Source organism: Salipiger sp. CCB-MM3, assembly GCF_001687105.1.
Taxonomy (GTDB): Bacteria; Pseudomonadota; Alphaproteobacteria; order Rhodobacterales; family Rhodobacteraceae; genus Salipiger.
This window is the reverse complement of the sequence record NZ_CP014596.1, coordinates 510,603-534,928: the sequence shown is the minus strand read 5'-3', so window position 1 is coordinate 534,928 and position 24,326 is coordinate 510,603. Positions and strand designations below refer to the sequence as shown.

The 24,326-nt window shown below is 65.1% G+C and carries 21 protein-coding genes; 9 read left to right on the top strand and 12 right to left on the bottom strand.

All coding sequences use genetic code 11. The annotated features are described in order from the left end of the window. Positions 1–3: 3 nt before the first annotated feature. Both AYJ57_RS16315 and rocF read right to left on the bottom strand, forming a co-directional pair. Positions 4–1,065 (bottom strand): ornithine cyclodeaminase, encoded by a 1,062-nt coding sequence (locus AYJ57_RS16315; RefSeq protein ID WP_066110407.1) that lies wholly within the window; start codon positions 1,063–1,065, stop codon positions 4–6. Positions 1,066–1,067: 2 nt separating this feature from the next. Next, positions 1,068–1,994, bottom strand: coding sequence for an arginase (gene rocF, locus AYJ57_RS16310; protein ID WP_066108345.1), 927 nt, complete (start codon positions 1,992–1,994; stop codon positions 1,068–1,070). A gap of 121 nt (positions 1,995–2,115) precedes the next feature. On the opposite strand from rocF, the gene AYJ57_RS16305 reads away from it, so the two are divergent. Then, on the top strand, positions 2,116–2,544 hold the full coding sequence (locus AYJ57_RS16305; RefSeq protein ID WP_066108342.1) for an Lrp/AsnC family transcriptional regulator: 429 nt from the start codon (positions 2,116–2,118) through the stop codon (positions 2,542–2,544). Positions 2,545–2,715: 171 nt separating this feature from the next. Here the strand turns inward: AYJ57_RS16305 and AYJ57_RS16300 are convergent, their stop codons facing one another. The 8 genes from AYJ57_RS16300 to AYJ57_RS16265 all read right to left on the bottom strand — a co-directional run bounded on the left by AYJ57_RS16300 (position 2,716) and on the right by AYJ57_RS16265 (position 11,102). Beyond that, on the bottom strand, positions 2,716–3,669 hold the full coding sequence (locus AYJ57_RS16300; RefSeq protein ID WP_066108339.1) for a 3-hydroxyacyl-CoA dehydrogenase NAD-binding domain-containing protein: 954 nt from the start codon (positions 3,667–3,669) through the stop codon (positions 2,716–2,718). A 66-nt stretch (positions 3,670–3,735) separates the two neighbouring features. After that, positions 3,736–5,145, bottom strand: coding sequence for an FGGY-family carbohydrate kinase (locus AYJ57_RS16295; protein WP_066108334.1), 1,410 nt, complete (start codon positions 5,143–5,145; stop codon positions 3,736–3,738). Further along, the gene (gene rhaM, locus AYJ57_RS16290) at positions 5,142–5,456 is read right to left on the bottom strand and encodes an L-rhamnose mutarotase (protein ID WP_066108331.1); all 315 of its coding nucleotides are present in this window, start codon (positions 5,454–5,456) and stop codon (positions 5,142–5,144) included. Before rhaM ends, AYJ57_RS16295 begins: the two co-directional genes overlap by 4 nt. Further along, a complete protein-coding gene (locus AYJ57_RS16285) occupies positions 5,456–6,517 on the bottom strand; it encodes an ABC transporter permease (protein WP_083191325.1) in 1,062 nt (353 codons plus the stop codon). The genes rhaM and AYJ57_RS16285 overlap by 1 nt, the downstream gene beginning before the upstream one ends. Further along, on the bottom strand, positions 6,514–7,494 hold the full coding sequence (locus AYJ57_RS16280; protein WP_066108329.1) for an ABC transporter permease: 981 nt from the start codon (positions 7,492–7,494) through the stop codon (positions 6,514–6,516). The genes AYJ57_RS16285 and AYJ57_RS16280 overlap by 4 nt, the downstream gene beginning before the upstream one ends. 133 nt (positions 7,495–7,627) lie before the next feature. Next, positions 7,628–9,172: a sugar ABC transporter ATP-binding protein gene (locus AYJ57_RS16275; protein ID WP_066110402.1), complete on the bottom strand. Its 1,545-nt coding sequence runs from the start codon at positions 9,170–9,172 to the stop codon at positions 7,628–7,630. An 85-nt stretch (positions 9,173–9,257) separates the two neighbouring features. After that, on the bottom strand, positions 9,258–10,256 hold the full coding sequence (gene rhaS, locus AYJ57_RS16270; RefSeq protein WP_066108326.1) for a rhamnose ABC transporter substrate-binding protein: 999 nt from the start codon (positions 10,254–10,256) through the stop codon (positions 9,258–9,260). A gap of 45 nt (positions 10,257–10,301) precedes the next feature. Beyond that, positions 10,302–11,102, bottom strand: coding sequence for a DeoR/GlpR family DNA-binding transcription regulator (locus AYJ57_RS16265; RefSeq protein ID WP_066108323.1), 801 nt, complete (start codon positions 11,100–11,102; stop codon positions 10,302–10,304). A gap of 186 nt (positions 11,103–11,288) precedes the next feature. Between AYJ57_RS16265 and AYJ57_RS16260 the strand changes: the two genes are divergently transcribed. After that, positions 11,289–13,388: a bifunctional rhamnulose-1-phosphate aldolase/short-chain dehydrogenase gene (locus tag AYJ57_RS16260; protein ID WP_066108318.1), complete on the top strand. Its 2,100-nt coding sequence runs from the start codon at positions 11,289–11,291 to the stop codon at positions 13,386–13,388. A 97-nt stretch (positions 13,389–13,485) separates the two neighbouring features. After that, a complete protein-coding gene (rhaI, locus tag AYJ57_RS16255; RefSeq protein ID WP_066108316.1) occupies positions 13,486–14,760 on the top strand; it encodes an L-rhamnose catabolism isomerase in 1,275 nt (424 codons plus the stop codon). A gap of 626 nt (positions 14,761–15,386) precedes the next feature. On the opposite strand, the gene AYJ57_RS16250 is transcribed toward rhaI, so the two are convergent. Together AYJ57_RS16250 and AYJ57_RS16245 are read right to left on the bottom strand one after the other, a co-directional pair. Continuing rightward, positions 15,387–16,439, bottom strand: coding sequence for a ParB N-terminal domain-containing protein (locus AYJ57_RS16250; protein ID WP_066108312.1), 1,053 nt, complete (start codon positions 16,437–16,439; stop codon positions 15,387–15,389). Next, positions 16,436–17,746: an AAA family ATPase gene (locus tag AYJ57_RS16245; protein WP_157374215.1), complete on the bottom strand. Its 1,311-nt coding sequence runs from the start codon at positions 17,744–17,746 to the stop codon at positions 16,436–16,438. Before AYJ57_RS16245 ends, AYJ57_RS16250 begins: the two co-directional genes overlap by 4 nt. Positions 17,747–18,174: 428 nt before the next feature. Between AYJ57_RS16245 and AYJ57_RS16240 the strand changes: the two genes are divergently transcribed. The 6 genes from AYJ57_RS16240 (at position 18,175) to AYJ57_RS16215 (ending at position 24,320) form a co-directional block, all read left to right on the top strand. Next, positions 18,175–18,819 (top strand): DnaA N-terminal domain-containing protein, encoded by a 645-nt coding sequence (locus AYJ57_RS16240; RefSeq protein WP_237220258.1) that lies wholly within the window; start codon positions 18,175–18,177, stop codon positions 18,817–18,819. 182 nt (positions 18,820–19,001) lie between these two features. After that, positions 19,002–19,955 carry a galactofuranose ABC transporter, galactofuranose-binding protein YtfQ gene (ytfQ, locus tag AYJ57_RS16235; protein WP_066108304.1) on the top strand — a complete coding sequence of 318 codons (954 nt, stop codon included), beginning with the start codon at positions 19,002–19,004 and terminating at the stop codon, positions 19,953–19,955. A 105-nt stretch (positions 19,956–20,060) separates the two neighbouring features. Next, on the top strand, positions 20,061–21,563 hold the full coding sequence (locus tag AYJ57_RS16230) for a sugar ABC transporter ATP-binding protein (protein ID WP_066108301.1): 1,503 nt from the start codon (positions 20,061–20,063) through the stop codon (positions 21,561–21,563). After that, a complete protein-coding gene (locus AYJ57_RS16225; RefSeq protein ID WP_237220257.1) occupies positions 21,560–22,606 on the top strand; it encodes an ABC transporter permease in 1,047 nt (348 codons plus the stop codon). Before AYJ57_RS16230 ends, AYJ57_RS16225 begins: the two co-directional genes overlap by 4 nt. Then, positions 22,603–23,595 (top strand): galactofuranose ABC transporter, permease protein YjfF, encoded by a 993-nt coding sequence (yjfF, locus tag AYJ57_RS16220; protein WP_066108296.1) that lies wholly within the window; start codon positions 22,603–22,605, stop codon positions 23,593–23,595. The genes AYJ57_RS16225 and yjfF overlap by 4 nt, the downstream gene beginning before the upstream one ends. Continuing rightward, positions 23,592–24,320, top strand: a complete 729-nt coding sequence (locus tag AYJ57_RS16215; protein WP_066108293.1) for a FadR/GntR family transcriptional regulator — start codon at positions 23,592–23,594, stop codon at positions 24,318–24,320. The genes yjfF and AYJ57_RS16215 overlap by 4 nt, the downstream gene beginning before the upstream one ends. Positions 24,321–24,326 lie beyond the last annotated feature (6 nt).

Genomic DNA, 24,326 nt, shown 5'->3' with positions numbered 1-24,326 from the left:
CGTTTAGCCCGCGCGGGTCAGCATCCCAAACAGATCGCGGGGATCGTCGGGGTCGGCCAGCAGGTCAAGCTGCTCGCAGAACGCCCCACCCTCGACCAGCCGGTGCACGTAGCGCAGCGCCGAGAAATCCTCGATGGCAAAGCCGACCGAGTCAAAGAGCGTGATCTGCTTCGGCTCGCGCCGTCCGGCCACCTCACCGCGCATCACCTGCCACAGCTCGGTCACCGGGTGATCTTCGTCCAGCTGCTGAATCTCGCCCTCAATCCGGGTCTGCTCGGGGTATTCCACGAAGATGTCCGAGCGCAGAAGGATATCGCGGTGCAGCTCGGTCTTGCCCGGACAGTCGCCGCCGATGGCGTTGATGTGCACGCCGCTGCCGACCATGTTGTCGGTGAGGATCGTGGCATATTGCTTGTCGGCGGTGCAGGTGGTGATCACCTGCGCCCCTTCGACCGCCGCTTCCGGGCTGTCGCAGCGCACAACGTCAAAGCCCTGCGCCAGAAGGTTCCGCTCGGCCTTGTCGGTCGCCGCCGGGTCCACATCATAAAGCCGCAGGCGGTTGATGCCGCAGAGCGCGCGGAAGGCCAGCGCCTGAAATTCGCATTGCGCGCCATTGCCGATCATCGCCATGACCTCGGCCCCTTTCGGCGCAAGGTATTTGCCGACCAGCGCCGAAGTCGCCGCCGTGCGCAGCGCGGTCAGCAGGGTCATCTCGGTCAGCAGGATCGGATAGCCGTTGGCCACCGACGACAGCACGCCGAAGGCGGTGACGGTCTGGAACCCCTCGCGCATGTTCTTGGGGTGACCGTTGACGTATTTGAAGCCGTAGTTTTCGGCATCCGCCGTCGGCATCAGCTCGATCACCCCGTCGCGCGAGTGGCTGGCGACGCGCGGCGTCTTGTCGAACTCGGGCCAGCGCTTGAAGTCATCCTCGATCACCTCGGCAAGGCCGGTGATGAAGGCTTCGACGCCATGGGCGTGCACGAGTTTCATCATATTCTCGACCGACACGAAGGGCACGAAGGCCAGCGCCGAGGGTTTGAGGTCGGAAGGGTTCACGGCCATCATCAGAAGCTCCGGGTCATACGGTCGAGCACGCGGCGGCCAAAGAGGCTCGCCGTCAGGTCGCACAGCAGTTTCGCCGTGCGCCCGCGCTCATCGAGAAAAGGGTTAAGCTCGACGAGGTCGAGCGAGCGCACCAGCCCGGAGTCCCCGAGGGTTTCCATGATCAGATGCGCCTCGCGGAAGGTGGCGCCGCCGGGCACGGTGGTGCCCACGGCGGGCGCGATGCCCGGCTCGAGGAAATCCACGTCGAAGCTGACGTGCAGCAGACCGTTCGCTGCCTTTACCTTTTCGAGAAAGGTTTTCAGCGGCGCCAGAACGCCGGTCTCGTCGATGGCGCGCATGTCGTGCACCTCGATCCCATGCTCCGAGATCAGCCTGTGCTCGGCCCGGTCGACCGAGCGGATGCCCATCATGCAGATGTTCTGGGTCGGCACGGCGGCGGCAAGAGGCGGGTAAGCGTCATTGCCGGACTGGCCGGTGAAATAGTTCACCGGGGTGCCGTGCAGATTGCCGCTTTCCGTGGTGTCGAGCGAATGCAGATCGGGGTGCGCGTCGAGCCAGAGCACAAAGAGCGGTCGCCCCTGCTCTTGCGCGTAGCGCGCCATCCCCGCGACGGTGCCCGCGGACATCGAGTGATCGCCGCCCATGAAGATCGGCAGATCATGCGCGCTTGCGGCGTCGAAGGCGGCGGCTTCCAGCACCTCGATCCATGCGATGGTTTCGGCGAGGTTGTGGATCGCGCCATTGGCGTGTCCCCGCGGGGACACCGCGGGAATGCTGAGGTCACCAAGGTCGGTCACCTGCCAGTCGAGCCCGGCCAAGGTCGGCTCGAGCCCGGCGGTGCGCAGGCTGGCGGGCCCCATCAGGCAGCCCGGTTGCGACGCGCCGGTCTGGATCGGGGCGCCGAGAAGGGAACAGGTTCTGGGCATGGTCTCTCCGTTATGCTTGCGCGCATGATGCCGCGAGTTGCTGACGAATGTGATCGTCAATGTGATCAAAACGCATTAGTATCTACTCACTTTGATCAGCATATGAGTCAAACCGTACAGCATGAGCCCACTTCCGAAAACCGATCGTGCGATCATCGCCGCGCTGCGCGGCGACGCGCGCATGCCGATCACGCAGCTTGCGCAGACCGTTGGCATCTCGCGCACCACCGCGCGCGCCCGGCTCGAGGCGCTGGTGGCCGAAGGGCGGATCCGGCGGTTCACCATCGAGACCGATCAGGATGTGGAAGGCGAGGTGCGCGCGATCACCATGGTAGAGCTGCAGGGGCGGCTGTCGCGCAATGTGATCCGCACGCTGACGCGCATCCCCGAGGTCTCGACCATCCACGCCACCAACGGCGCATGGGATCTGGTGGTGGAGATCAGGACGGACTCGCTGGTGAACTTCGACCGCGTGCTGCGCGAGATCCGCGACGTGCCGGGGGTGCTCAACTCGGAAAGCAGCCTGCTTCTGGCGCATGTGTCGGGGTGAAGCCCGCCCGGAACAAGGCGCGCAGCGCCGCCGGGCGAGCGCCGGCCCGTCCGGGCGGGCTGGCGCTTTGTCATTCATATGCGGGTGAACGAGGTCACGCGGACCTGGCGGGCATAAAGCGCGGACCTCAACCGTTGCAGCGCCAACCCACGGGCCGACGCTCGCCCGACTTCACCCCTCAGAATCCTCCGACAGCGCCTTGAGTCGGCGCAGCAGTGCCGCGTCGCGGAAGGCGACGTCCTTGGCAAAGCTTTCCTCGGTCGGCGTGCCATAGGCCTCGGTCAGCATGGTGCGGGTCTCGGGATCAAGCCGCGCATCGCCCAGATCGTCCCACCATGTCTCGACCGCCTCGCCGAGATGATCGAGGAAATGCCCCATGCCGCCGACGCCGCCCGCCAGCGCAAAGATCTTGCCTTGCCCGATGAAGGCCCATCGCTGGCCCGGACCCATGGACGCCGCAAGGTCGATGTCCTGCATCGACGCCACCCCCTCGCGCGCAAGGTAGACGCTTTCGCGCAGCACAGCGGCCTGCAGGCGGTTGGCGATATGGCCGATCATCTCGCGGTTCAGCTTGATCGGGACCTTGCCCACCGCTTTGTAAAAGGCCATCGCGGCCTCGACCGCCGCCTCCGAGGTCAGCTTGCCCGGCACCACTTCGACCAGCGGCACGAGGTGCGGCGGGTTGAACGGGTGACCAACCACCAGCCGCTCGGGGTGTGTCATCTCGGCCTGCAACTCGCTGGGCATGATGCCGCTGGTGGACGAGGCGATGACCACGTCCGGCGCCAGCGCGGACTCGAGCTTGGCGTAGGTCTCGCGCTTGATCTCGATGCGCTCGGGGGCGTTCTCTTGCACCAGATCCGCGCCGGTGGCGGCCTCTTCGGGGGTAGCGAAGAACGCAAGCGCCGCGAGCGCATCCTCGGCGCTGCGGCCCGAGGTCTGGCCAAGCGCTTCCATCGACGGCCATGCGGCGCGGATGAACTCGCGGAGCTTAGCTTCGGCTCCGGCGCCGGGATCGCTGGCGCGGACGCTGAGACCGGCGCCAAGGAACAGCGTCGCCCAGCTGGCACCGATGGTGCCGGTGCCGATAACGGCGATGGTCTGGGGGAGGGTTGGGGCTGACATGGGAAAACCTCTCGGATTCGGGAAATCGCGCATGGCTGGGCGGAAACCGCCTCGCTTGCGCGCACCCTAGCCGTTTACGCGGCGGGCGAAAGGCCCCTCGGTGGGCGCAGCGCCCACCGCAGCGCGCCATGCCGCGGCGTAATCCGCCAGCGCAGCCCGGTCTAATGTCATCGCATGCGGCTGCACCGCCCCGGTCGGTGCCACGCCGGTCGCCAGAAGCGCCGCGCCGATGCTGGTGCCGGTGGCCGAAAGCGAGCAGGCAATCTGGCGCCCGGTGGCGGCGGCGAGCATGTCGAGCAGCAGATCGTTGCGGGCGAACGGCCCTTCGACGAGGATCGGCCCTTCGGCCCCGATCAGCGACAGGCATTCGGCGGTCATCAGCCCGAGATAGAACGCGAGCGCCACGGATTTCTCGCCCGGGCTCATCGGCGCGCTCCAGCCGCCCTGCTGGCCGGGGAACGGCCCCGAGCTGACCTCGACCGAGGGCCGAAGATGCGCGCCCTGTGCCAAGACCGCGGCCACATCAGCGGGTTCATGCGGCGCGATCTGCGATTTCAGCAGATCGTATTCGCGCCCGCCCATGAAACGCGCCGACGGGGTCGGCCCGCCATCCGCGTTGACGTTGATCAGCAGATCGCGCGCCGGATCGAGCGCAATCTGCCGCCCGCCCACCGCCATGGAGATCACCCATGTCCCGGTGGAGACCACCGCAAAGGGCTGCGGCAGGCAGCGCAGATGCGGCAGCAGCGAGGCGTTGGAATCATGGATGCCGGACATTACGGGAGTGTCCGGCGCAAGCCCGGTGCGGGCGGCGAGCTGCGGCAGAATGTGCCCGGCGCAATCGCTGGCATGATTGAGCGGCGCCATCTTCCCCTCGAGCCCCAGCGCCGCGACCAGCGGCGAAAAGCCCGCCTCGCGCGGTATCCACAGATCGGTATGACAGCCAAGCGAGGTATATTCGCAGCCAAAGCGCCCGGTGAGCCGGCCCGACCAATACTGCGGATAGGTCACCACCTGCGCCAGCCGGTCACGCAGGCCAACTTCGGTTTGCAGCAGCCAATGCAACTGCGCCCCGGCATTGAGCCCCATCGGCAGCCGAGGCGAGCCGGTCCGCGCAAAGCCGGGCCGGATGGCGTCATACTCCTCGGCCAGATCGTCGGGACCCGTATGTTCGTAATCCAGCACCGGGCAGGCAAGGCCCCCAGCGCTGTCGAGCAGCGCCAGCGAGGCACCATGGGTGGTGATGCTGATCGCGTCGATCCCAAGCTCGGCCTGAAGTTCACTCAGCCCGTCCAGCAAGAAGTCCCAAAGCCCGTCGATGTCGTAATGCGGATAGGGTCCGTCCGTCCGAACGGTGTTGGGCCGCGTCCGCACGGCAATCTCGGACAGGCTCTGCATATCGACCAAGGCCAGCTTGGCGTTGGTCTTGCCGATGTCCCAGACGGCGACACGGCGTGGAGGGGGCCGCCCGCTCATGGCAGATGGAACATCGGTTGCAGCGGCACGGCCAGCGGTTCGTTGTCAGGCTTGGTCTGCATGATATCGGCCATATGCGCCCACCAGCGCTGCATGACCTCGGTCTGCGGCAGCGCGTCCATGCCGTGGTCCTCGCGCCGCCAGAGCACACCGAAGAGATGGTTCGTCTCGGGGTCGAGGTGGATCGAGTAATCCTCGACGCCCGCGTCTTTCAGCAATGCGGCCAGTTCGGGCCAGATCGCATCATGGCGGCGCTTGTACTCTTCGGCGCAGCCGGGATTGAGCACCATGCGGAAAGCATATTTCTCCATCAGCGCCTCCACATCGCCCAGAGGCGCGGCAGGGCGATCACCCCGATCAGCAGCGCGCCGATGAAGATCGACATGACGATCCCCGGCACGTTCAAGAGCCCGAGCCCGAAGGTCACCAGCCCCATGACGAAGGCGGCGATCACCACGCCGGGGATCGAGCCCGAGCCGCCAAGGATCGACACGCCGCCGAGCACCACCATGGTCACCACCTCAAGCTCCCAGCCAAAGGCGATGGAGGGCCGCGTCGAGCCGAGCCGCGAGGTCAGGCAGATCGCCGCGACGCCCGACATGAGCCCGGTCAGCAGGAAGAGGATGAACTTCACCCGCGCGACGCGGATGCCGGAAAAGCTGGCGGCGGTGGGGTTGTTGCCGATGGCATAGACCATGCGGCCAAAGTTGGTCCGATGCAGCAGCAGGTAATAGAGCACGGCGAGCAGCGCGAAGAGCACCAACTCGAAGGAGATCACCCAAGCGACGTAGCCCTGCCCAAAGAAGGCGAACTCGGGCGGGTAGCCGCGGTAAGCGCCATCGCCGAGCACGATATAGGAGATGCCGCGGAAGAGGCTCATCGTCCCGATGGTGACCACGATCGACGGCAGCCCCATCTTTGTCACCAGCAGCCCGTTGACCGTGCCGCAGACCAGACCGGTGGCAAGGCCGATCAGCACCAGTTCGGGAGTACCCGCCCCATATTGCGCGGCGGCGCCCATGGCGGTGGAGGCCAGCGCGATGATCGAGGCGACCGAGAGGTCGATCTCGCCGCTGATGATCAGCAACGCCATGGCAAAGGCGATCATCGCCTTTTCGGTGAAGTTGAAGGTGGCGTCGCTGAGGTTCCACGCGTCGAGGAAATAGGGCGAGGCGAAACTGTTGGCGGTGAAGATCGCCACCGCCACGGCAAAAAGCAGCAGCTCCCAGCTTTTCAGCAACCGCTGGACCGGGCTATGCAGCCGGTCGGGGATGTGGCGCGGGGCCGACTTGTCATGATGGGTATCTGTACGGTTGTCTGTGGGCCCATTTTTGGCCGCGTCGCCCTTCGCGATGATAGCGCTATCGGTCATCCGTGGCCCTCCGCCCGCTTGAGGATGATACGGCCTCTCGAGCGCCCCGAGCGGGCGTTGAACGCCACCGCGACGATGATCGCCGTACCGGAGATGGCCAGTTGCCAGAAGGGGGAGATGTCGACCACCGGCAGGGCGTTCTTGACGATGCCCAGAAACAGCGCCCCGAGAAGCGTGCCAAGGATCGTCCCCGCCCCCCCGGCGATGGAGATGCCGCCGATCACGCAGGCGGCGACCACCTCCAGCTCGAACCCGCCGGCGATGTCCACATAGGCCACCGAGTAGCGCGCCACCCAAAGATAGCCTGTCAGCCCGGCCAGCATGCCCGAGATGGTGAAGGCCATGAACTGCGTGCGGCCCACGTCGATTCCAGTGTAGACCGCCGCATGCGGGTTACCGCCCACGGCATAGAAGGCCCGGCCCAGCGGCGCGCGGGCGATGCCGATCAGAAACAGCGCGGTGACGGCGATGGCGATCCATGCGAGGACCGGCAGGCCCAGCAGGTTGGCCCGCGGAAAGCCGGTGAAGGCCGCGCTCATCTCATGCGCATTGACCCATGCACCGCCGGAGATGACGAAGATGATGCCGCGGTAGATGGTCATCGTGCCCAGCGTCACCACGATGGGCGGGATGTTCAGCTTCCACACGAGCAGCCCGTTGAACATGCCCATGAGAGCCCCCATGGCGAGCGCCAGCAGCAGGATCACCGCCACCGGCACGCCGGGATAGGCGGCGTTGAGCATGGCGCAGACCATCCCGGTGAGCGCGAGATTGGCGGCCACCGACAGGTCGATGCAGCGGGTGAGGATCACCACGGTCTGCCCCAGCGCCAGCAGGATCAGCGGCGAGGTGTCGGTGAAGACCCGCACAAGATTGCCCGGCGCCACAAAGGCCGGAAAGCGGCTGGCGATCAGCGCGAGCAGCGCAAGGATGGCCGCGCAAAGGATCGCTTCGCGGGATTTCAGGAAGGTCGTCATTCACAGGCTCCCTGGTCTGGCGCGGGTGGCAAGGGCGATTGGGGGCGGTTGGGGGCGCTGCCCCCTCTTCGCTGCGCGAATTCACCCCCGGCGTATTTGGAAAGAGAAGAAGCGGCATGGGCGGGCGCGCGGGTCATGGCTGCGCTCCGATCCCGGCGGCATGGCGGACGAGGTTTTCCGGGGTCAGCGCGTCGCCCTCCAGCTCGGCGGCAATGAGGCCCTCGCGCATGACGATGACGCGGTCGGACATGCCCAGCACCTCGGGGATTTCCGAGCTGACCATGATCACCGACAGGCCCTGCGCGGCAAGCTCGGCCATGAAGCCATGCACGGCGGCCTTGGAGCCGATGTCGATGCCCTTGGTGGGCTCGTCGAGGATGATCACCTTGGGCTGGGTCGCCAGCCATTTGGCGATCACCACCTTCTGCTGGTTGCCGCCCGAGAGGTTGCCGACGTCCTGATCCAGCGCGGCGGCGCGCAGATCGAGGCGTTCGGTATACTCGCGCGCGAGGGCAAATTCCTGCGACAGCCGCAAAAAGCCACGGCGCGAGGTCTGCGCCAGCGAGGGCAGCGTGACATTCTGGAAGATCGGCAGGCCGATGACGGCACCCTGCTTGCCGCGATCCTCGGGGACATAGACGATGCCATTCTCGACCGCCTCGGCGGGCGAGCGGATCACCCGCACCTGCCCGTCGATGCGCACCGCGCCCTTGCTGGGTCTGGTCACGCCAAACAGCGCCTGCATCACCTCGGAGCGCCCGGCCCCGACGAGCCCGTAAAAGCCGAGGATCTCGCCCCGGCGCAGGGTGAAATTGATCTCGTCGAACTCGGTGGGATGGGCGTAACCCACCACTTTCAGCACCTCATCGCCGACGTTATGGGCGCGCTGCGGAAAGATCTGATCCACCGAGCGGCCCACCATCAGGCGCACCAGTTCAGCCTCATCGACCTCGGAGATAAGACCCGAGCCCACGTGCTGCCCGTCGCGAAAGACCGTGTAGCGGTCGGCGATGCGGAAGATCTCGTCGAACTTGTGGGAGATGAAGAGGATCGCGCGGCCCTCGGCGCGCAGCCGCTCGACCAGTTCATAAAGCTCTTCGATCTCTTTGTGCGACAGCGCTGCGGTGGGCTCGTCCATGATGACCACGCGGGCGTCCACCGAGAGCGCACGGGCGATGGCCACGAGGTGTTTCGAGGCGATGCCAAGCTCGCGCAGCGGCATGTCGGGATCAAGATCGGCGTCGATGCGCGACAGGATCTCCTGCGCGGCCTTGCGCATCTTCGGCCAGTCGATCAGCCCGAAGCGGCCGCGCGGCGCATGGCCGATGAAGATGTTCTCGGCGACGGAAAGCTCGTCGAAGAGCACCGTCTCCTGATGGATCGCGGTGATCCCGGCGGCGGTGGCGTCCTGCGCTGTGGCGAAATGCACCGGCGCGCCGCCAAGGGTGATGGTGCCGCCATCGGGCTGATAGATGCCGGTGAGCGTTTTCACGATGGTCGATTTGCCCGCGCCATTCTCGCCCACCAGCGCGGTGACCTGACCGGGGTAGAGATCGAGCGTGACGCCGTCGAGCGCCTTCACGCCGGGAAATGTCTTGGTGATCCCCTCGAGCCGCAGCACGGGCGCGGCATCGGCCGACGCTGCTGCGACGGGCGGGGTGGTGAGGCTGACTTGCATCGAGGCCCCCGGGTTCATGGGTTTGGGTGCAACCCCGGCGCTGCGGCGCGCCGGGGCCAGACTCTGCGCCGGGTTCAGGCGCGGATCAGAAGATGCTCTTGAACTCGTCGATATTGCTGGCGTCGTAGACAAAGGGATCGGCCATGGCGCCCTCGTTGTTGTCATCGAGGGTCAGCGTGCCCATGCGGCCCATGGGGATCTCGGCACCCGGTGCTGCCTCGGCGTCGCCGGTGGCCAGCTCATAGGCGAGATAGGTGGCCGAATAGCCCAGATCGATCGGGTTCCAGATGGCAAAGCTTTTCGACGCGCCGCTCTCGATCGCGCCCGCCATCTCGGACGGCAGGCCAAGACCGGTGACATTCACCTGCCCCACTTTGCCCGCATCCTCGACCGCACGCGCGGCGGCAACGATGCCCACCGAGGTCGGCGCGATGATCGCGTCGAGGTCGGGATAGGTCTGCATCAGGCCCTGCGCCTCGCGATAGGATTTGTCGGCAAGATCGTCGCCATAGACCGTGGTGACCACCTCGATGCCCGGATAGTCGCCCATCACCTTGTTCATCTCGTCGATCCAGATGTTCTGGTTCGTCGATGTGGTGGTGGCCGAGAGCACCGCCACCTCGCCACCGTCGGGCAGATTGTCGGCGGCGAGCTTGATGATCATATTGCCGATAAGCGGGTTCGACGAAGGGTTGAGATGCAGCTGCCGCCCCTCGGGCGCGACGCCGCTGTCCCATGAGATCACCGTGATGCCGCGCTGCATCGCCTTCTTGAGGGCCGGCACCAGCGCGTCGGTGTCATTGGCCGAGACCGCGATGGCGTCCACGCGCTGTGCGATCAGCGAGTTGATCACCTCGATCTGCCCTTCGGCGGTGGTGTCGGTGGGGCCGGTGTAGATCACCTCGACATTGCCAAGCTCGCTGGCGGCCTCCTCGGCGCCTTTGGCGGCGGCCTCGAAGAAGCCGATGCCGAGCGCTTTCACCACCAGCGCGATGCGGACATTGTCCTGCGCCTGCGCGGCACCGCCCGCCAGCATCAGCGCCGCAAGCGCCGTGCCTCCGAAAATCCGTCTCGTAATGCCCATTGTCTCCTCCCTAAGTTATGAGCCGTTCCCTATGTGCCGCGGCGGTCACCCCGCCCCGGCGTCTCGCGCTCGACCGGTCTGCGCCACGATCAGCCGGATCTCGGCTGCCTCCAACATCGAGGCGGTGCGGTCGGAAATGCCTTCATCGGTAATCACGATGTCGATGCGCTCGAGCGGGCAGAGCACGAGGCTCGAGCGGTTGTCGAATTTCGAACTGTCGACCAGCACGACCAGCTCGTCGGCCTGATCGATGAGCTTCTCTTCGGCCTGAATCAGCAGCGGGTCGGCTTCCATCAGCCCGATGGGCCCCAGCGCGTGGGCCCCCATGAACATGCGCTTGGCGTAATAGTGCCGCGTCATGTCGCTCGCGAAGGGCGACAGGATGATGTTCTGTTCGCGGTAGAGCGCGCCACCGGGCAGCATCACCGTGTTCTTGGAATTCTTCAGCAGATGTTCGGCGATGGGAAAGCTGTTGGTCAGCACCTGCAGCCGGCGGTTGGCCAGCGGGTGCACCATCTGAAAGGTGGTTGTCCCGCCGTTGATGATGATCGCCTCGCCATCGTCGCAGAGGGCCACGGCCTCGCGGGCGATGGCCTGCTTCTGGTCGCTGTTGATCGCCTGGTTCACCGCGAAGGTGCGCCCGGCCAGTCCCGGCAGCGGCGGCGGGGCCAGCGCCTCGGCGCCGCCGCGGACACGGCGCAGCCGCTTGGCGGCATGCAGCGTGGCAATGTCGCGCCGGATCGTCGCCTCGGAGGTGCCGGTCAGAGACACGAGTTCCGAGACCGTCACGATCGGCCGCTCCTGAACGGCAGACAATATGATCCTATGGCGCTCGGTTTCGTGCATCGGGTCCTCCTGTTCCGCTCAGATTGGACGAATCCCCCATCAAGTCAATCACGTTTTTTCATTTTCGATCATACTGCGCCGCAGCATGATTGGTTTTGATTGTTTGTGGTTGACAGAATGAGAGCAGCGCCGCAGCTTTCAGGGCGAGGAGGCGGCCATATCGGACCGCGACATTGGGAGGACACCATGCTGACACGGGCCAAGGACCGCCTGCAAAATCTGTGGGATAGCGACAAGGCGGCGGCGATGAGCGAGCCGGAAAAGCTGCTCTACCGCTCGAACCTTCTGGGGTCGGACAAGAGAATCACCAATTACGGCGGCGGCAATACCTCGGCCAAAGTGACGGAACGCGATCCGCTCACCGGGAGCGAGGTCGAGGTGCTCTGGGTCAAAGGCTCTGGCGGCGATGTCGGCTCGATGAAGCTGGACGGGTTTTCGACCCTCTATATGGACAAACTGCGCGCGCTGAAGGGCGTCTACCGCGGCCCGGAGCACGAAGACGAGATGGTCGGCTACCTGCCCCATTGCACCTTCAACCTGAACCCGCGCGCGGCCTCCATCGACACGCCCCTCCACGCCTATGTCCCCCGCGCGCATGTGGACCACATGCATGCCGACGCGATCATTGCCATCGCCGCCTCGACGGAATCGCAGGCTCTAACACGGGAGATCTTTGGCAACCGCATCGGATGGCTGCCGTGGAAGCGGCCCGGCTACGAGCTTGGCCTCTGGCTCGAGACGTTCTGCCGCGAGAACCCCGAGGCGGAAGGCGTGGTGCTGGAAAGCCATGGTCTCTTTACATGGGGCGACACCGCTGAGAGCTGTTACGCGACCACCATCGGGATCATCAACGAAGCCATCGCATGGCTCGAAGAGAAGACCTCCGGCACCCCGGCCTTCGGCGGTGCCAAGCACCAGAGCCTCGCCCCCGAGGCGCGGCGCGAGGTTGCGGCCGCGCTGATGCCCGCCATTCGCGGCATGGTGTCCGGCAATCAGCATATGGTCGGGCATTTCGACGATCAGGAGGCGGTGCTGGAATTCGTCAACGCCCATGCGCTCGAGACGCTCGCCCCCATGGGCACCTCCTGCCCGGACCATTTCCTGCGCACCAAGATCGCGCCGCTGGTTGTGGCATTCGACCCTGAAAGCCCCGATATAGACTCTGTTCTTGCCGAATTGCCTGCGCAGGTCGAGGCCTACCGCGACGCCTACACCGCCTATTACGAGCGCTGCAAGCACGAGACCTCCCCTGCCCTGCGCGACCCCAATGCGGTGGTCTATCTCATCCCCGGCGTCGGCATGATCACCTTCGCCAAAGACAAGGCGACGGCGCGCATCTCGGGCGAGTTCTACGTGAACGCGATCAATGTGATGCGCGGCGCGTCTGCGGTCAGCGACTATCAGGGCCTGCCCGAGCAGGAGGCCTTTGATATCGAGTACTGGCTGCTGGAAGAGGCCAAGCTGCAGCGCATGCCCAAGCCCAAGTCGCTCGCAGGGCGTATCGCGCTGGTCACCGGCGGCGGCGGCGGCATCGGCGCGGCCACCGCAGAGCGCCTGCTGCGCGAGGGGGCCTGCGTGGTGCTGGCCGACATCGACATCAGTGCTGCGGAGAGGGTCGGCACCGAGCTTTCCAGTCTCTATTCCAGCGATGTCGTGCGCTCGGTCGCCATGGATGTGACCCGCGAAGACGCCGTCGCGCGCGCCTATGCAGAGACCTGTGTGGCGTTCGGCGGCGTCGACATTCTGGTGTCGAACGCGGGCATCGCCTCCTCCGCGCCGGTGGAAGAGACCTCTCTGGCGCTCTGGTCGCGCAATATGGACATCCTCTCGACGGGCTATTTCCTTGCCTCGCGGGAGGCGTTCCGCCTGCTGCGCAAACAGGGCCTCGGCGGCGCGCTGGTGTTCATCGGCTCGAAGAACGGGCTTGCCGCCTCGCCCAACGCCTCGGCCTATTGCACCGCCAAGGCGTCGGAATTGCACCTCGCCCGCTGTCTCGCGCTGGAAGGCGCCGAGCATGGCATCCGGGTCAATGTGGTGAACCCCGACGCGGTGCTGCGCGGCTCGCGCATCTGGGAGGGCGAATGGCTCGACCAGCGCGCCTCGACCTATGGCACCGACAAGGCGGGGCTCGAAGAAATGTACCGCAACCGCTCGATGCTCAAGCGCTCGGTGCTGCCCGAGGATATCGCCGAGGCGGCCTATTTCCTGGCCTCTGACCTCTCGGCAAAATCCACCGGCAACATCCTCAACGTCGATGCCGGCAACAAGGAAGCCTTCACGAGGTAAGGCTCTGTTTCGGCCAAAACTGTGTCTGATACGGCGGCGGGCCGAGCGTCCCGCCCGCCAGCAGCCGCCACGGGAGAGGCGGCATGGGAGGGATTTCATGATTAGCAGCGATCTGATCGCCACGCAGAACGAGGGGCGCGCCGATGCGCTCAAGTTCGACTACGAAATGCTGGGCGCGCAACTCGCCCGGCGCGGGGTCGACATCGACACTATCAAGCGCAAAGTAGGCTCTTATGGCGTGGCTGTGCCCAGTTGGGGCGTGGGCACCGGCGGCACCCGTTTCGCCCGCTTTCCCGGCGGCGGAGAGCCGCGGGACATCTTCGACAAGCTCGACGATTGCGGCGTCATCCATCAGCTCACCGCCGCGACGCCCAGCGTCTCGCTGCACATCCCGTGGGACAAGGCGGACCCTGCCGCGCTGCGCCAGAAAGCCGCCGCGCTGGGGCTTGGCTTTGACGCGATGAACTCAAACACATTTCAGGACCAGCCGGGCCAAGCTCTGAGCTACAAGTTCGGCTCGCTGTCGCACACCGATCCGGCGGTGCGCGCGCAGGCGGTGGAGCACAATCTTGAATGCATCGAAATCGGCGAGGCGCTTGGGTCGAAGGCCCTGACGGTGTGGATCGGTGACGGTTCGAACTTCCCCGGGCAGACCGATCTGACCGCGCAGTTCGAGCGTTATCTCGGGTCCATGAAGGACATCTACAAGGCTCTGCCCGAGGACTGGCGGCTGCTGTCGGAGCACAAGATGTTCGAGCCCGCCTTCTATTCCACCGTCGTGCAGGATTGGGGGACGAACTATCTGATCGCCAAGGAGCTGGGCGACAAAGCGCTCTGCCTCGTCGATCTGGGGCACCACGCGCCCAACACCAATATCGAGATGATCGCGGCGCGGCTCATCCAGTTCGGCAAGCTGGGCGGCTTTCATTTCAACGACAGCAAATACGGCGACGACGACCTCGACACCGGCAGCATAGACCCGTTCCGGCTGTTCCTCGTGTTCAACGAGCTGGTCGCGGCGGAGGGCAAGGAGGGCTTTGCGCCTGCCCATATGCTGGATCAGTCGCACAACGTCACAGACCCTATCGAGAGCCTGATTTCCTCCGCCAACGAGGTGCGGCGGGCCTATGCGCAGGCTCTGCTGGTGGACCGCCCTGCCCTTGCAGGCTTCCAGCAAGAGAACGACGCGCTGATGGCGGCAGCGACGCTCAAGGCCGCCTATCGCACCGACGTCGAACCGATCCTCGCCATGGCCCGCTTTGAGGCTGGCGCAGCGATCGATCCGGTCGCCGCGTATCGGGCATCGCACTACCGCGCGAAGGTTTCTGCGGAGCGCCCGGAGGTCAGTGGCGCGGGCGGCGGGATCGTCTGAGACAGGGTTTTCGGCCCATTTTCGGGCTTTCGGGGCGTCTGCCCCTGCCCGGCGGTGAAAACCGTCGGGTTTTTTGTTGTTTTACATGCATTTAAGGCCTGATATGAGCTGCGAATCGGCTCCAAAGCCCTGATTCGCAGTGATTTTGGCCCGAATCACCTGATTTTCCGCGTTTTCCACGACTCCCGGTATTGCCGTTCCCGCATGCGGCTAAACCCGGATCGAGCGGGGTGATCATGGGCCAGTTTTCCCGCTGCTCTGGGGTCGCCTTTTGCGCTGCAGATCGAAGCGGACACCCACCCCGCAAAACCGTATTGGCCTGTTCGAACGCCCTGCCCGGCGACTCTGGGTAACCCACGGGTTACCCAGAGTCGCATCAGATGTTCCCTCCCGCCCGCATCGCAACGCAGCCTAGCTCCCTCGCTGGCTGCGGACTTCTCAAGCCCGCCGTCACTACAATCAAGAAGTTCAGCGCCGCGCGCATCGGGGCCTTCAGCCGCTCTCGCTATGGGCGCCCCTGCCCTAAATCACCCACCAAAGCAAAAGGCCGGTAACCCATGGGTTACCGGCCTCTCATGCCTTAGTTTGTGGGCCGGGTTACCGCCCCCTGCCCCGTAACCCGCGGGTTACTCGTCGCGCAGAACCGCTTCGAACGCCTCAACCGCTTTCTGCAGCCGCTTGCGGTCCACCGAGGAGAAATCGATCTCCGAGAGGATACGGCACTCGCCCTTGCGCGCGGTCACTTTCGACAGGCCCACGTGAAATTCGTATTTCACGCTGCGCTGGCGCGGTGCCTGTTCGGCTTTGCCCTCGGACCGTTCGGCGCTGAGAACGAACTTCTTCAGCACCTCTGTCTGCTCATCCACAGAGCTGGCGTTCGACAGCGCCGATTTCAGCGAAGCAATCCGGCCCGGCGCGGCCTGCATCTTACGCGCCACATCGACACCAAGGTTGCGCGACACGGATTTCGGATACGGCAGCGCCTCGTCGAGATGGTCGAGCAGATAGACAAAGCTGCGAATGTAAGAGCGTTTCATCTTATGTAGCGACGCGTAAATGCGGCCGACCAGTTCTTCGGCCCCCATCCCGTCGAGCCCGGTGTCCTGCGCAGCGGTGATCGCGACCTGCGCCATCTCGGCAAAGCTGAGGTCCTCACGGATCACGTTCTCTTCGACCATGTCGATATAGAGATCGATCCGCGTTCCCGCCTCTTCAGCGACGCGTGCCACGGCCTTGGCAAACCGCGCATCGCCGGTTTCCGTCAGCAGTTGCTGCAGCGCGGTCAGACGCCGCCAGCCTTTCTTCAGCTGAAAACCGGTCTCGGTGCGATAGACCTCGATCGGTTCTTTTTGCCCACGCTCGCGGATCGAGGCCTTGAGCTCCTCCATCTCGTCGGACGCCGCGACACTGGAAAGGTCCAGACGGTCGCGCGGAAGATCATCGGTGCGGATGTCTTCGAGCGGCACCGCCACCAGAACGCGGCCCTCTTCCTGCGCGAGCCGGAACGCCTTGGCGTCAGTGGCATTCTGACGGCGCTGCTCGACGAGGTTTTCGGTGCTCTCGGTCATGCTGCTCGCGGCTTCGCGCACTGCCGCGCCCATCGGACCGGGGTCGCGGCGGCGCGGTTTGACCTGCGCGGGCTCGATGGGGCCGAAACCGAACTTGTTCTTGCTGCTCATGCTTCAACCTCTTCCTTCGCGCCTTTCGCTTCCCATGCGCGCAGCACCACTTCCTTGAACTCATCATAGGCGGAGTCGAAACTCTGCCGCGCCCGCTTCCACGTCTCGCGGGTCATCTGGCGGTAGTCCTGCTCGTAGACCGATTGCTGGAAGCGGCCCGACTGTTCGACGGCGCGGGTCATCTCGATGGCGTGCTTGCAGACGTCAGCGCCAAAGACATTGCGGAAGGCATCCATCATCGCCACGTGCAGCGGGTTCGATTGCTCGAAGCGCGTCATCAGCAGGCGGACGTCCGCGAAACGCTTGGGCAGGCGGATGCCCGCATCTTCGGCGACCTTGGCGAACCCGTCCGAAATATCCTCGAGCGCATCGCCAAGCTGGCCAAGGAAGCTGGTGGTGGAGTCATATTCCCAATAGCCGGGGCCCGAGGGGATATAGAGGATGTCCGCCGCGAAGGCCGCGTTCAGCGACTGGTAGCCGATGGCCGGCGGGCAATCGAAGATGATGAGGTCGTATTGATCCTCGGGCAGCTCATCGAGGTAGCGCGAGACGCAGCCGAAGAAGCTCCACGCTTTGTGCATGGCGCGGTACTGGGCCGAGGCGAACTCGACGAAGGCGGCGTTGGCACAGGAGGGGATGATGTCGATGGTCGGCCAGGCGGTCTTTTGGATGAAGTCCTGGATGCGCTGCGCGCCGATCGACTGCACATCCTCGGGCAGCTCATCGGCGGTGGGGTAGGGGCAGTCGGCGGGGTCATCATAAGCGGCGGCGATCCGGTCGGCCTCGCGGCAGAGGTCGCGGCACATGATGCCCCAGACGGTGTTCCATTCCTTCACCTCGGTGAGGCCCATGGAGTGGGTCATCGTCGCCTGCGGGTCGAAGTCGATCACCAGCACGCGGTAGCCGTCGAGCGCGGCGGCATTGGCGAGGTGCTGGGCCACGACCGTCTTGCCAACGCCGCCCTTGAAGTTCGACACCGCGACGCGCATCGCGCGCCCGGCCGGGCGGTGGGGCAGCAGCGACTTGCCGCGGAAGCGCAGGCGGCGGCGCAGCTCATTGATCTCTTGCAGGGTGAACCACCGCTGGCGGCCATCCTCCTCGACAGAGCCCTGCGGCAGCGAGGGATCATCGGCCAGCTTCTTGCGCAGCGTGTCCGCGGGCACGTCGAACATGAAGTGGCTGATCTCCCAGATAGAGAAGGGACGCAGGATCTTTTCCTCTGCCGGGGAGAAGGTCGCGCGACGCACCGCAGCCTGCTGCGCGAGGCTGCGTTCGTTCATCGATTGAAGGTCTGTATGATCTCTCATGAGCCTGCTCGTGTTTTCTGTTACTGTCCTTTCAATAACGCGAATTGCAGAAAGGGCAAAACCCGGAGTCTCGATTTCTCGTATTTTCGCGAAGATTTTCAGATTTACGGGATTTCTGCGGCGGGTCAGGCACAGTTTTCGTGACACCCTCAGCCGGGAACGGGCAGATATGGTGACAATCCCCCCTTGAAACGGTGTCAGCATACGTGTCACCCATTACCAATATACCGATTTTTTCCAAATAAATTTGGATTAGGGATCCCGTCCCGTATTTGAGCCCCCGTTGACAAACGACGGGAAAATCCAGCACTGTCGAAGCCAACGGGGAATCGGCCAATGAAGCCGAACCCAATCAGGCGGCAGAGCAGACGAGCATGGACTTCAAACGATTTACGGGACCTCAGGCAGGGTCTCAGAAATATGACCTATTGACCGCCATAGCGGTGGCCGGGCTGAACGGATCGCCCGGATTCCAGACCTCGATGCTGCGGCTCGTGGCGCTCGTCACGGCGCGCTACAACTGGCGCAACGACGAGTTGACCGTGGGGCAGCGCGAAATGGCCCGGCTCTGGTCGGTGGACGAGCGAACCGTGAAGCGAGAGGTCAAACGTCTCACGAAACTCGAGATCCTGCTGCAACTGCGCCCCGGCGTTCGGGGCAGGGTGGCGGCCTACCGGCTGAACTACGCCGAGATTTACCGGCTGAGCGAACCGCATTGGGACAAGGTTGGCCCCGATTTCTCGGCCCGGATGGAGGTGCAGCAACCGCAAGACGCGCCGCCCGCCGAAAAGGTCGTCCGCGTGGATTTCGCCGCGGCCCGCAGTGCCGAGCCCGTGCCGCCCGCCGACACGCCGTGGCCACGCACGCTGGCGCGGCTGGCGCAAAGCGATCCGGGCCTCTATCGCAGCTGGTTCTCGGGGCTTGCGCTTGAGAGCTTCGAGAACGGCCTGCTGATGCTTAAGGCGCCTTCGGCCTTTGCCGCGCAATACGTGCTGACGCACCACATGCGCCCGCTGCACGGCATGGCCCAACAGGAATTTCCCGGCCTGCGCCGGATCGAGATCGGCTCCTGAGCCTTCGTCTAGACGGAAATATCCCGGGGGAGTCGCCGCGCCAGCGGCGGCGGGGGCGGCGCCCCCGATGGTCCCAAGGCTGGAAGCCCACCCCAAGAGCGCCGCAACACGGCGCTTTACAATAGTAATAAAGTAATACTTAATAACCTCAGGACCTGAGGAGAGGTCCAAGGGAGGAAATCATGAATATATTGAAAAGCTTGCTCGCAAGCGCCGCTATCCTTGTGCCTGCCGTCGCCCTTGCCGAAGGCGAGACCGTGGGCTTCAGCCAGATCGGCTCGGAGTCCGGCTGGCGCGCCGCCGAGACCACGGTCACCAAGCAACAGGCCGACGAGCGCGGGATCACGCTGAAGTTCGCCGACGCGCAGCAGAAACAGGAAAACCAGATCAAGGCGCTCCGCAGCTTCGTGGCGCAGGGGGTCGATGCGATCCTGCTGGCGCCGGTCGTCGCCACCGGCTGGGAAGAGGTGCTGGAAGAGGCGAAGGACGCCGAGATTCCGGTGATCCTGCTTGACCGCAACATCGACGCGCCCGAAGACCTCTATATGACCGCCGTCACCTCGGATCAGGTGCATGAGGGCATGGTGGCCGGCAACTGGCTGGTCGAGGCCGTGGGCGATGCCGACTGCCCGGTGGTCGAGCTTCAGGGCACCACCGGCTCATCGCCCGCCATCTCGCGCAAGAAGGGCTTTGAAGAGGCCATCGCCGCGGCGGACAATATCAGCATCACCCGCAGCCAGACCGGCGATTTCACCCGTGCGCAGGGCAAGGTGGTGATGGAGAGCTTCCTCAAGTCCGAGGGCGGCGAGAACATCTGCGCGCTCTATGCGCATAACGATGACATGGCCGTCGGCGCGATCCAAGCCATCAAAGAGGCGGGTCTGAAGCCGGGCGAGGACATCAAGATCGTTTCCATCGACTCTGTGCCCGACATCCATCTGGCGATGAAGGCAGGCGAGGCCAATGCCACGGTGGAGCTGACGCCGAATATGGCGGGTCCGGCCTTTGACGTGCTGGAAGCTTACTGGAAGGACGGCACCATGCCGCCGAAGTGGATCCAGACCGAGTCCAAGCTCTACACCAGCGATGACGACAACGCGGCCATTTACGAGAGCAAGAAGGATCTCGGATACTGACGCTGCGCGGCGGGGGCGATGCCCCTGCCAAGGGCGCCTTCCGGCGGGGGCCGGGGGGCGCATTGCCCTGCAAAGGGGCCCTGTTTCAGGGGGGGAGGACACGGGATGGTCACGCCAGAACCGGTGCTGCACGCGCGCGGCATCAGCAAATTCTTTCCGGGCGCCATCGCGCTCGATGACGTCGAATTGGCGCTCTATCCGGGCGAGGTGCATGCGCTCCTCGGCGAGAATGGCGCGGGAAAATCCACGCTGATCAAATGCCTGACGGGGGCCTACACCCGCGACGGCGGCACGATCGCGCTTGCGGGCGCCGAGATCGATCCGCGCGATCCGCTGGACAGCCAGAGCCTCGGCATCGGGACGGTCTATCAGGAGGTGAACCTTCTGCCGAACCTGACCGTGGCCGAGAACCTCTTTCTGGGCCGCCAGCCGATGCGCTGGGGCATGGTCGATCATCGCAGGATGCGGGCCGAGGCGCGCGAGGTGCTGCGCGACTATGGGCTCGATATCGACCCGAGCCGCCTTTTGGACAGCTATTCCATCGCCATCCAGCAGATCGTGGCCATCGCCCGCGCCGTCGAGCTGTCGGGCAAGGTGCTGATCCTCGACGAGCCCACCGCCAGCCTCGACCATGACGAGGTGCAGCTGTTGTTCTCGGTGATCGAGCGGCTGAAGGGCAGGGGGCTGGCCATCGTCTTCATCACCCATTTCCTCGATCAGGTCTTTGCCATCTCGGACCGCGCCACCATCCTGCGCAATGGCCGGGTGGTGGGCACGCGGCGGCTTGCCGATGTCAGCCAGACCGAGATCGTCACCCTGATGCTCGGCCGCCAGCTCGAGGCGGCGACGCATCATCGCGCGCAGTCCGAGCCGGGTGAATTGCTGCTTTCGCTCAAGGGCTTCGGCAAGCGCGGCAGCATCGAGCCGTTCGACATGGAGATCCGCGAGGGCGAGGTGGTCGGCCTTGCCGGGTTGCTCGGCTCAGGCCGCAGCGAGACCGCCAATGTGGTCTTTGGCGTGGTCGCGGCGGATCAGGGCACGGCAGAACTGCGGGGCAGGGGGCTGCGCATCACCAACCCGCGCGAGGCCATCCGCAACCGCTTTGCGCTTTGCCCCGAGGATCGCAAGACCGACGGCATCGTCGGCGATCTGTCGGTGCGCGAGAACATCATCCTGTCGTTGCAGGCGCGTCAGGGCTGGCACCGCCCCATTCCCCGCGCCAAGGCCGAGGAGATCGCCCAGCACTACGTGAAGGCGCTGGATATCCGCCTCGCCTCGCTGGACATGCCAATCCGGCTGCTGTCGGGCGGCAACCAGCAAAAGGCGCTGCTGGCGCGCTGGCTGGCGACCGAGCCGGAACTGCTGATCCTCGACGAGCCGACACGCGGCATCGACGTTGGCGCACACGCCGAGATCATCGCCCTTATCGAGCAGCTGCGTGAAAAGGGCATGGCGCTGATCGTCGCCTCTTCGGAGATGGAGGAACTGGTGGCCTATTCGTCGCGCATCGTCGTGCTGCGCGACCGGCGGCAGGTGGGCGAGCTTTCGGGCGCCGAGATTTCCACCAAGGCCATCGTCGAGGCCATCGCGGCGGAGGACGCGGCATGATGACATCCACGCTGAGGCGGGTGATGCCGCAGATCATCATTCTGGCGCTGGTGCTGGGGGTCAACTTTCTGGTCTTTCGCGGGTTTTTCCACGTCGAGTTCCAGCACGGGCGGCTCTTCGGCAACCTGATCGACGTGCTCAACCGCGGCGCACCCACCGCGCTGCTGGCCACCGGCATGACGCTGGTCATCGCCACGCGCGGCATCGACCTGTCGGTTGGCGCGGTCATGGCCATCGCCGGGGCGGTCGCCGCCTCGGCCGTGGTCGGCGGCGCGCATTGGTCGGTGGCTGTGCTCATGGCGCTGGCGGCGGGCGCGGCCTGCGGGCTGTGGAACGGTGTGCTGGTGGCGATCTTTCGCATCCAGCCCATCGTCGCGACGCTGGTGCTGATGGTCGCCGGGCGCGGCATCGCGCAGCTGCTGACCGAGGGCGCGATCCTCACCTTCAACGATCCCGGCCTGATCCGGCTCGGCGCGGGCACCATCGCCGCCGTGCCCACGCCGATCTGGTTGTGGATCGCCGTGGCCTGCGCTGTGGGCCTTGTGATCCGCCGCTCTGCGCTTGGCCTGCTGATCGAGGCGGTGGGGATCAACCAGACCTCCTCGCGCCTTGCCGGGATCAATGCGCGGGTGCTGCTGATCGCGGTCTACCTCGTCTCCGGGCTCTGCGCCGCGCTGGCGGGCGTCATCGTTGCCGCCGACATCAAGGGCGCCGATGCCAATAACGCCGGGCTTTGGATGGAGCTGGACGCGATCCTTGCCGTGGTCATCGGGGGCAACTCGCTGCTGGGCGGGCGGTTCTCGATCACCGCGTCGCTGCTGGGGGCGCTGATCATTCAGGGGGTCAACTCGCTGATCCTGCTGTCGGGCATGCCGGTGGAGTTCAATCTCGTCATCAAGGCGCTGATCATCATCGCCATCCTCGTCATCCAAAGCCCGCGCGTGCGCCACAGCCTCTACCTGCTGCGCGCCTCGACCGGGCCGGTCCTGCGTGAACGGCCCAAGCCGACGCGGCGGACCCAGCCAGAGGAGGGCCAGCCGTGAGCCAGTCCACCAAGCTTCCGCTTTACATCACGCTGGCGACCTTCGTGCTGGCCTTCGTCCTCTGCGCTGCGCAATACCCGGCGATGGCCTCGACGCGGGTGGTGGCCAACCTGCTGACCGACAACGCCTTCCTTGGGATAACCGCAGTCGGAATGACCTTCGTGATCCTGTCGGGTGGCATCGACCTCTCGGTCGGCTCGGTGATCGCCTTTACCGGGGTCTTCCTTGCAGTGATCCTGCGCGACACATCCATTCACCCGCTTGTGGCCTTCGCGCTTGTGCTGCTGATCACCACCGGCTTTGGCGCGGCCATGGGCGGGATCATCCACTATCTCGAGATGCCGCCCTTCATCGTCACGCTGGCGGGCATGTTCCTGATGCGCGGGCTGGCCTATGTGCTCTCGACCGAGTCCGTGCCGATCACCCATGAATTCTACGACTGGCTGCAGTCGCTCTATTGGAAGGCCCCGGGCGGCGGGCGGTTCCGGCTGACCGGGGCGCTGATGCTGCTGACCTATGTGGCGGCGATGATCGTGCTGCACCGGACGCGCTTTGGGCAGAACGTCTATGCCATCGGCGGCTCGGCACAGACGGCGCAGCTGATGGGCGTGCCGCGGGCGCGGACGACCATCGGCATCTATGCCGTCTCGGGCGGTTTGGCCGGGCTCGCGGGGATCGTCTACACGCTTTACACCTCGGCGGGCTACTCGCTGGCGACGGTGGGGGTGGAGCTTGACGCCATCGCCGCTGTGGTCATCGGCGGCACGCTTCTGACCGGGGGCAGCGGATTTGTCGCTGGCACTTTCTTTGGCATTCTGATCATGGGGCTGATACAGACGTATATCGTCTTTGACGGCACGCTTTCGAGTTGGTGGACGAAGATCGTGATCGGGGGCCTGCTGTTCGCCTTCATCATGCTGCAGAAGGGTTTGGGTTGGGCAACGACGGCGCGCATAAGGCATCTGACCGCATCAGACGCGCGATCATGACTTTGACGGCGGGCGGCGGTTTTTCTGACCGCGCCCAAAGCCATACCACCCATGTTGTCGACCAGCTTGGGCTGGCGATTGTCGCCGGGGAATATCCCGAACGCGCAATGATCCCGCTCGACCCGGACCTCGAAGAGATGTTCGGCGTGTCGCGCACGGTGATCCGCGAAGCGAAGAAGACGCTGATCGCCAAGGGGATGCTGGCCTCGAAGGCGAAGGTCGGCACGCGGGTGCAGCCGTCGTCCGAGTGGAACATGTTCGATCCCGACGTGCTGCGCTGGCATTCCGAGCAGAAGACGCCGGGGCGCTTCGTGCATGATCTCAGCGAGATCCGCCTGATCATCGAGCCCTCTGCCGCGGCACTGGTGGCCGAGCGGGCCGGGCCGGAAGAGCACAAGCGCCTTGCCGCGAGTTGCGAGGCGCTGGCGCAGGCCGAGAGCCGCAGCGCCTTTGCCATGGCCGATCTGGAGTTCCACAAGCTGATCCTGCAGCTTTCAGGCAACCGCTTTTTGCAATCGCTCGGAGACCTCGTGCAGGCGGCGCTTTATGCGCAGCTGATCGCCGAGGCCGAGGAGGCGCGCGATCCCGGAGATCTGGCGCGCAGCGTCGACAAGCATTGCGCCATCGTCGATGCGATCCGCGCCGGGGCGCCGGATGCGGCAAGGCGGGCGATGGAAAAAGTCGTGACGGACGCGCCCGCGGGCGGGGTGAAACGGGCCGGCTGATCCGGC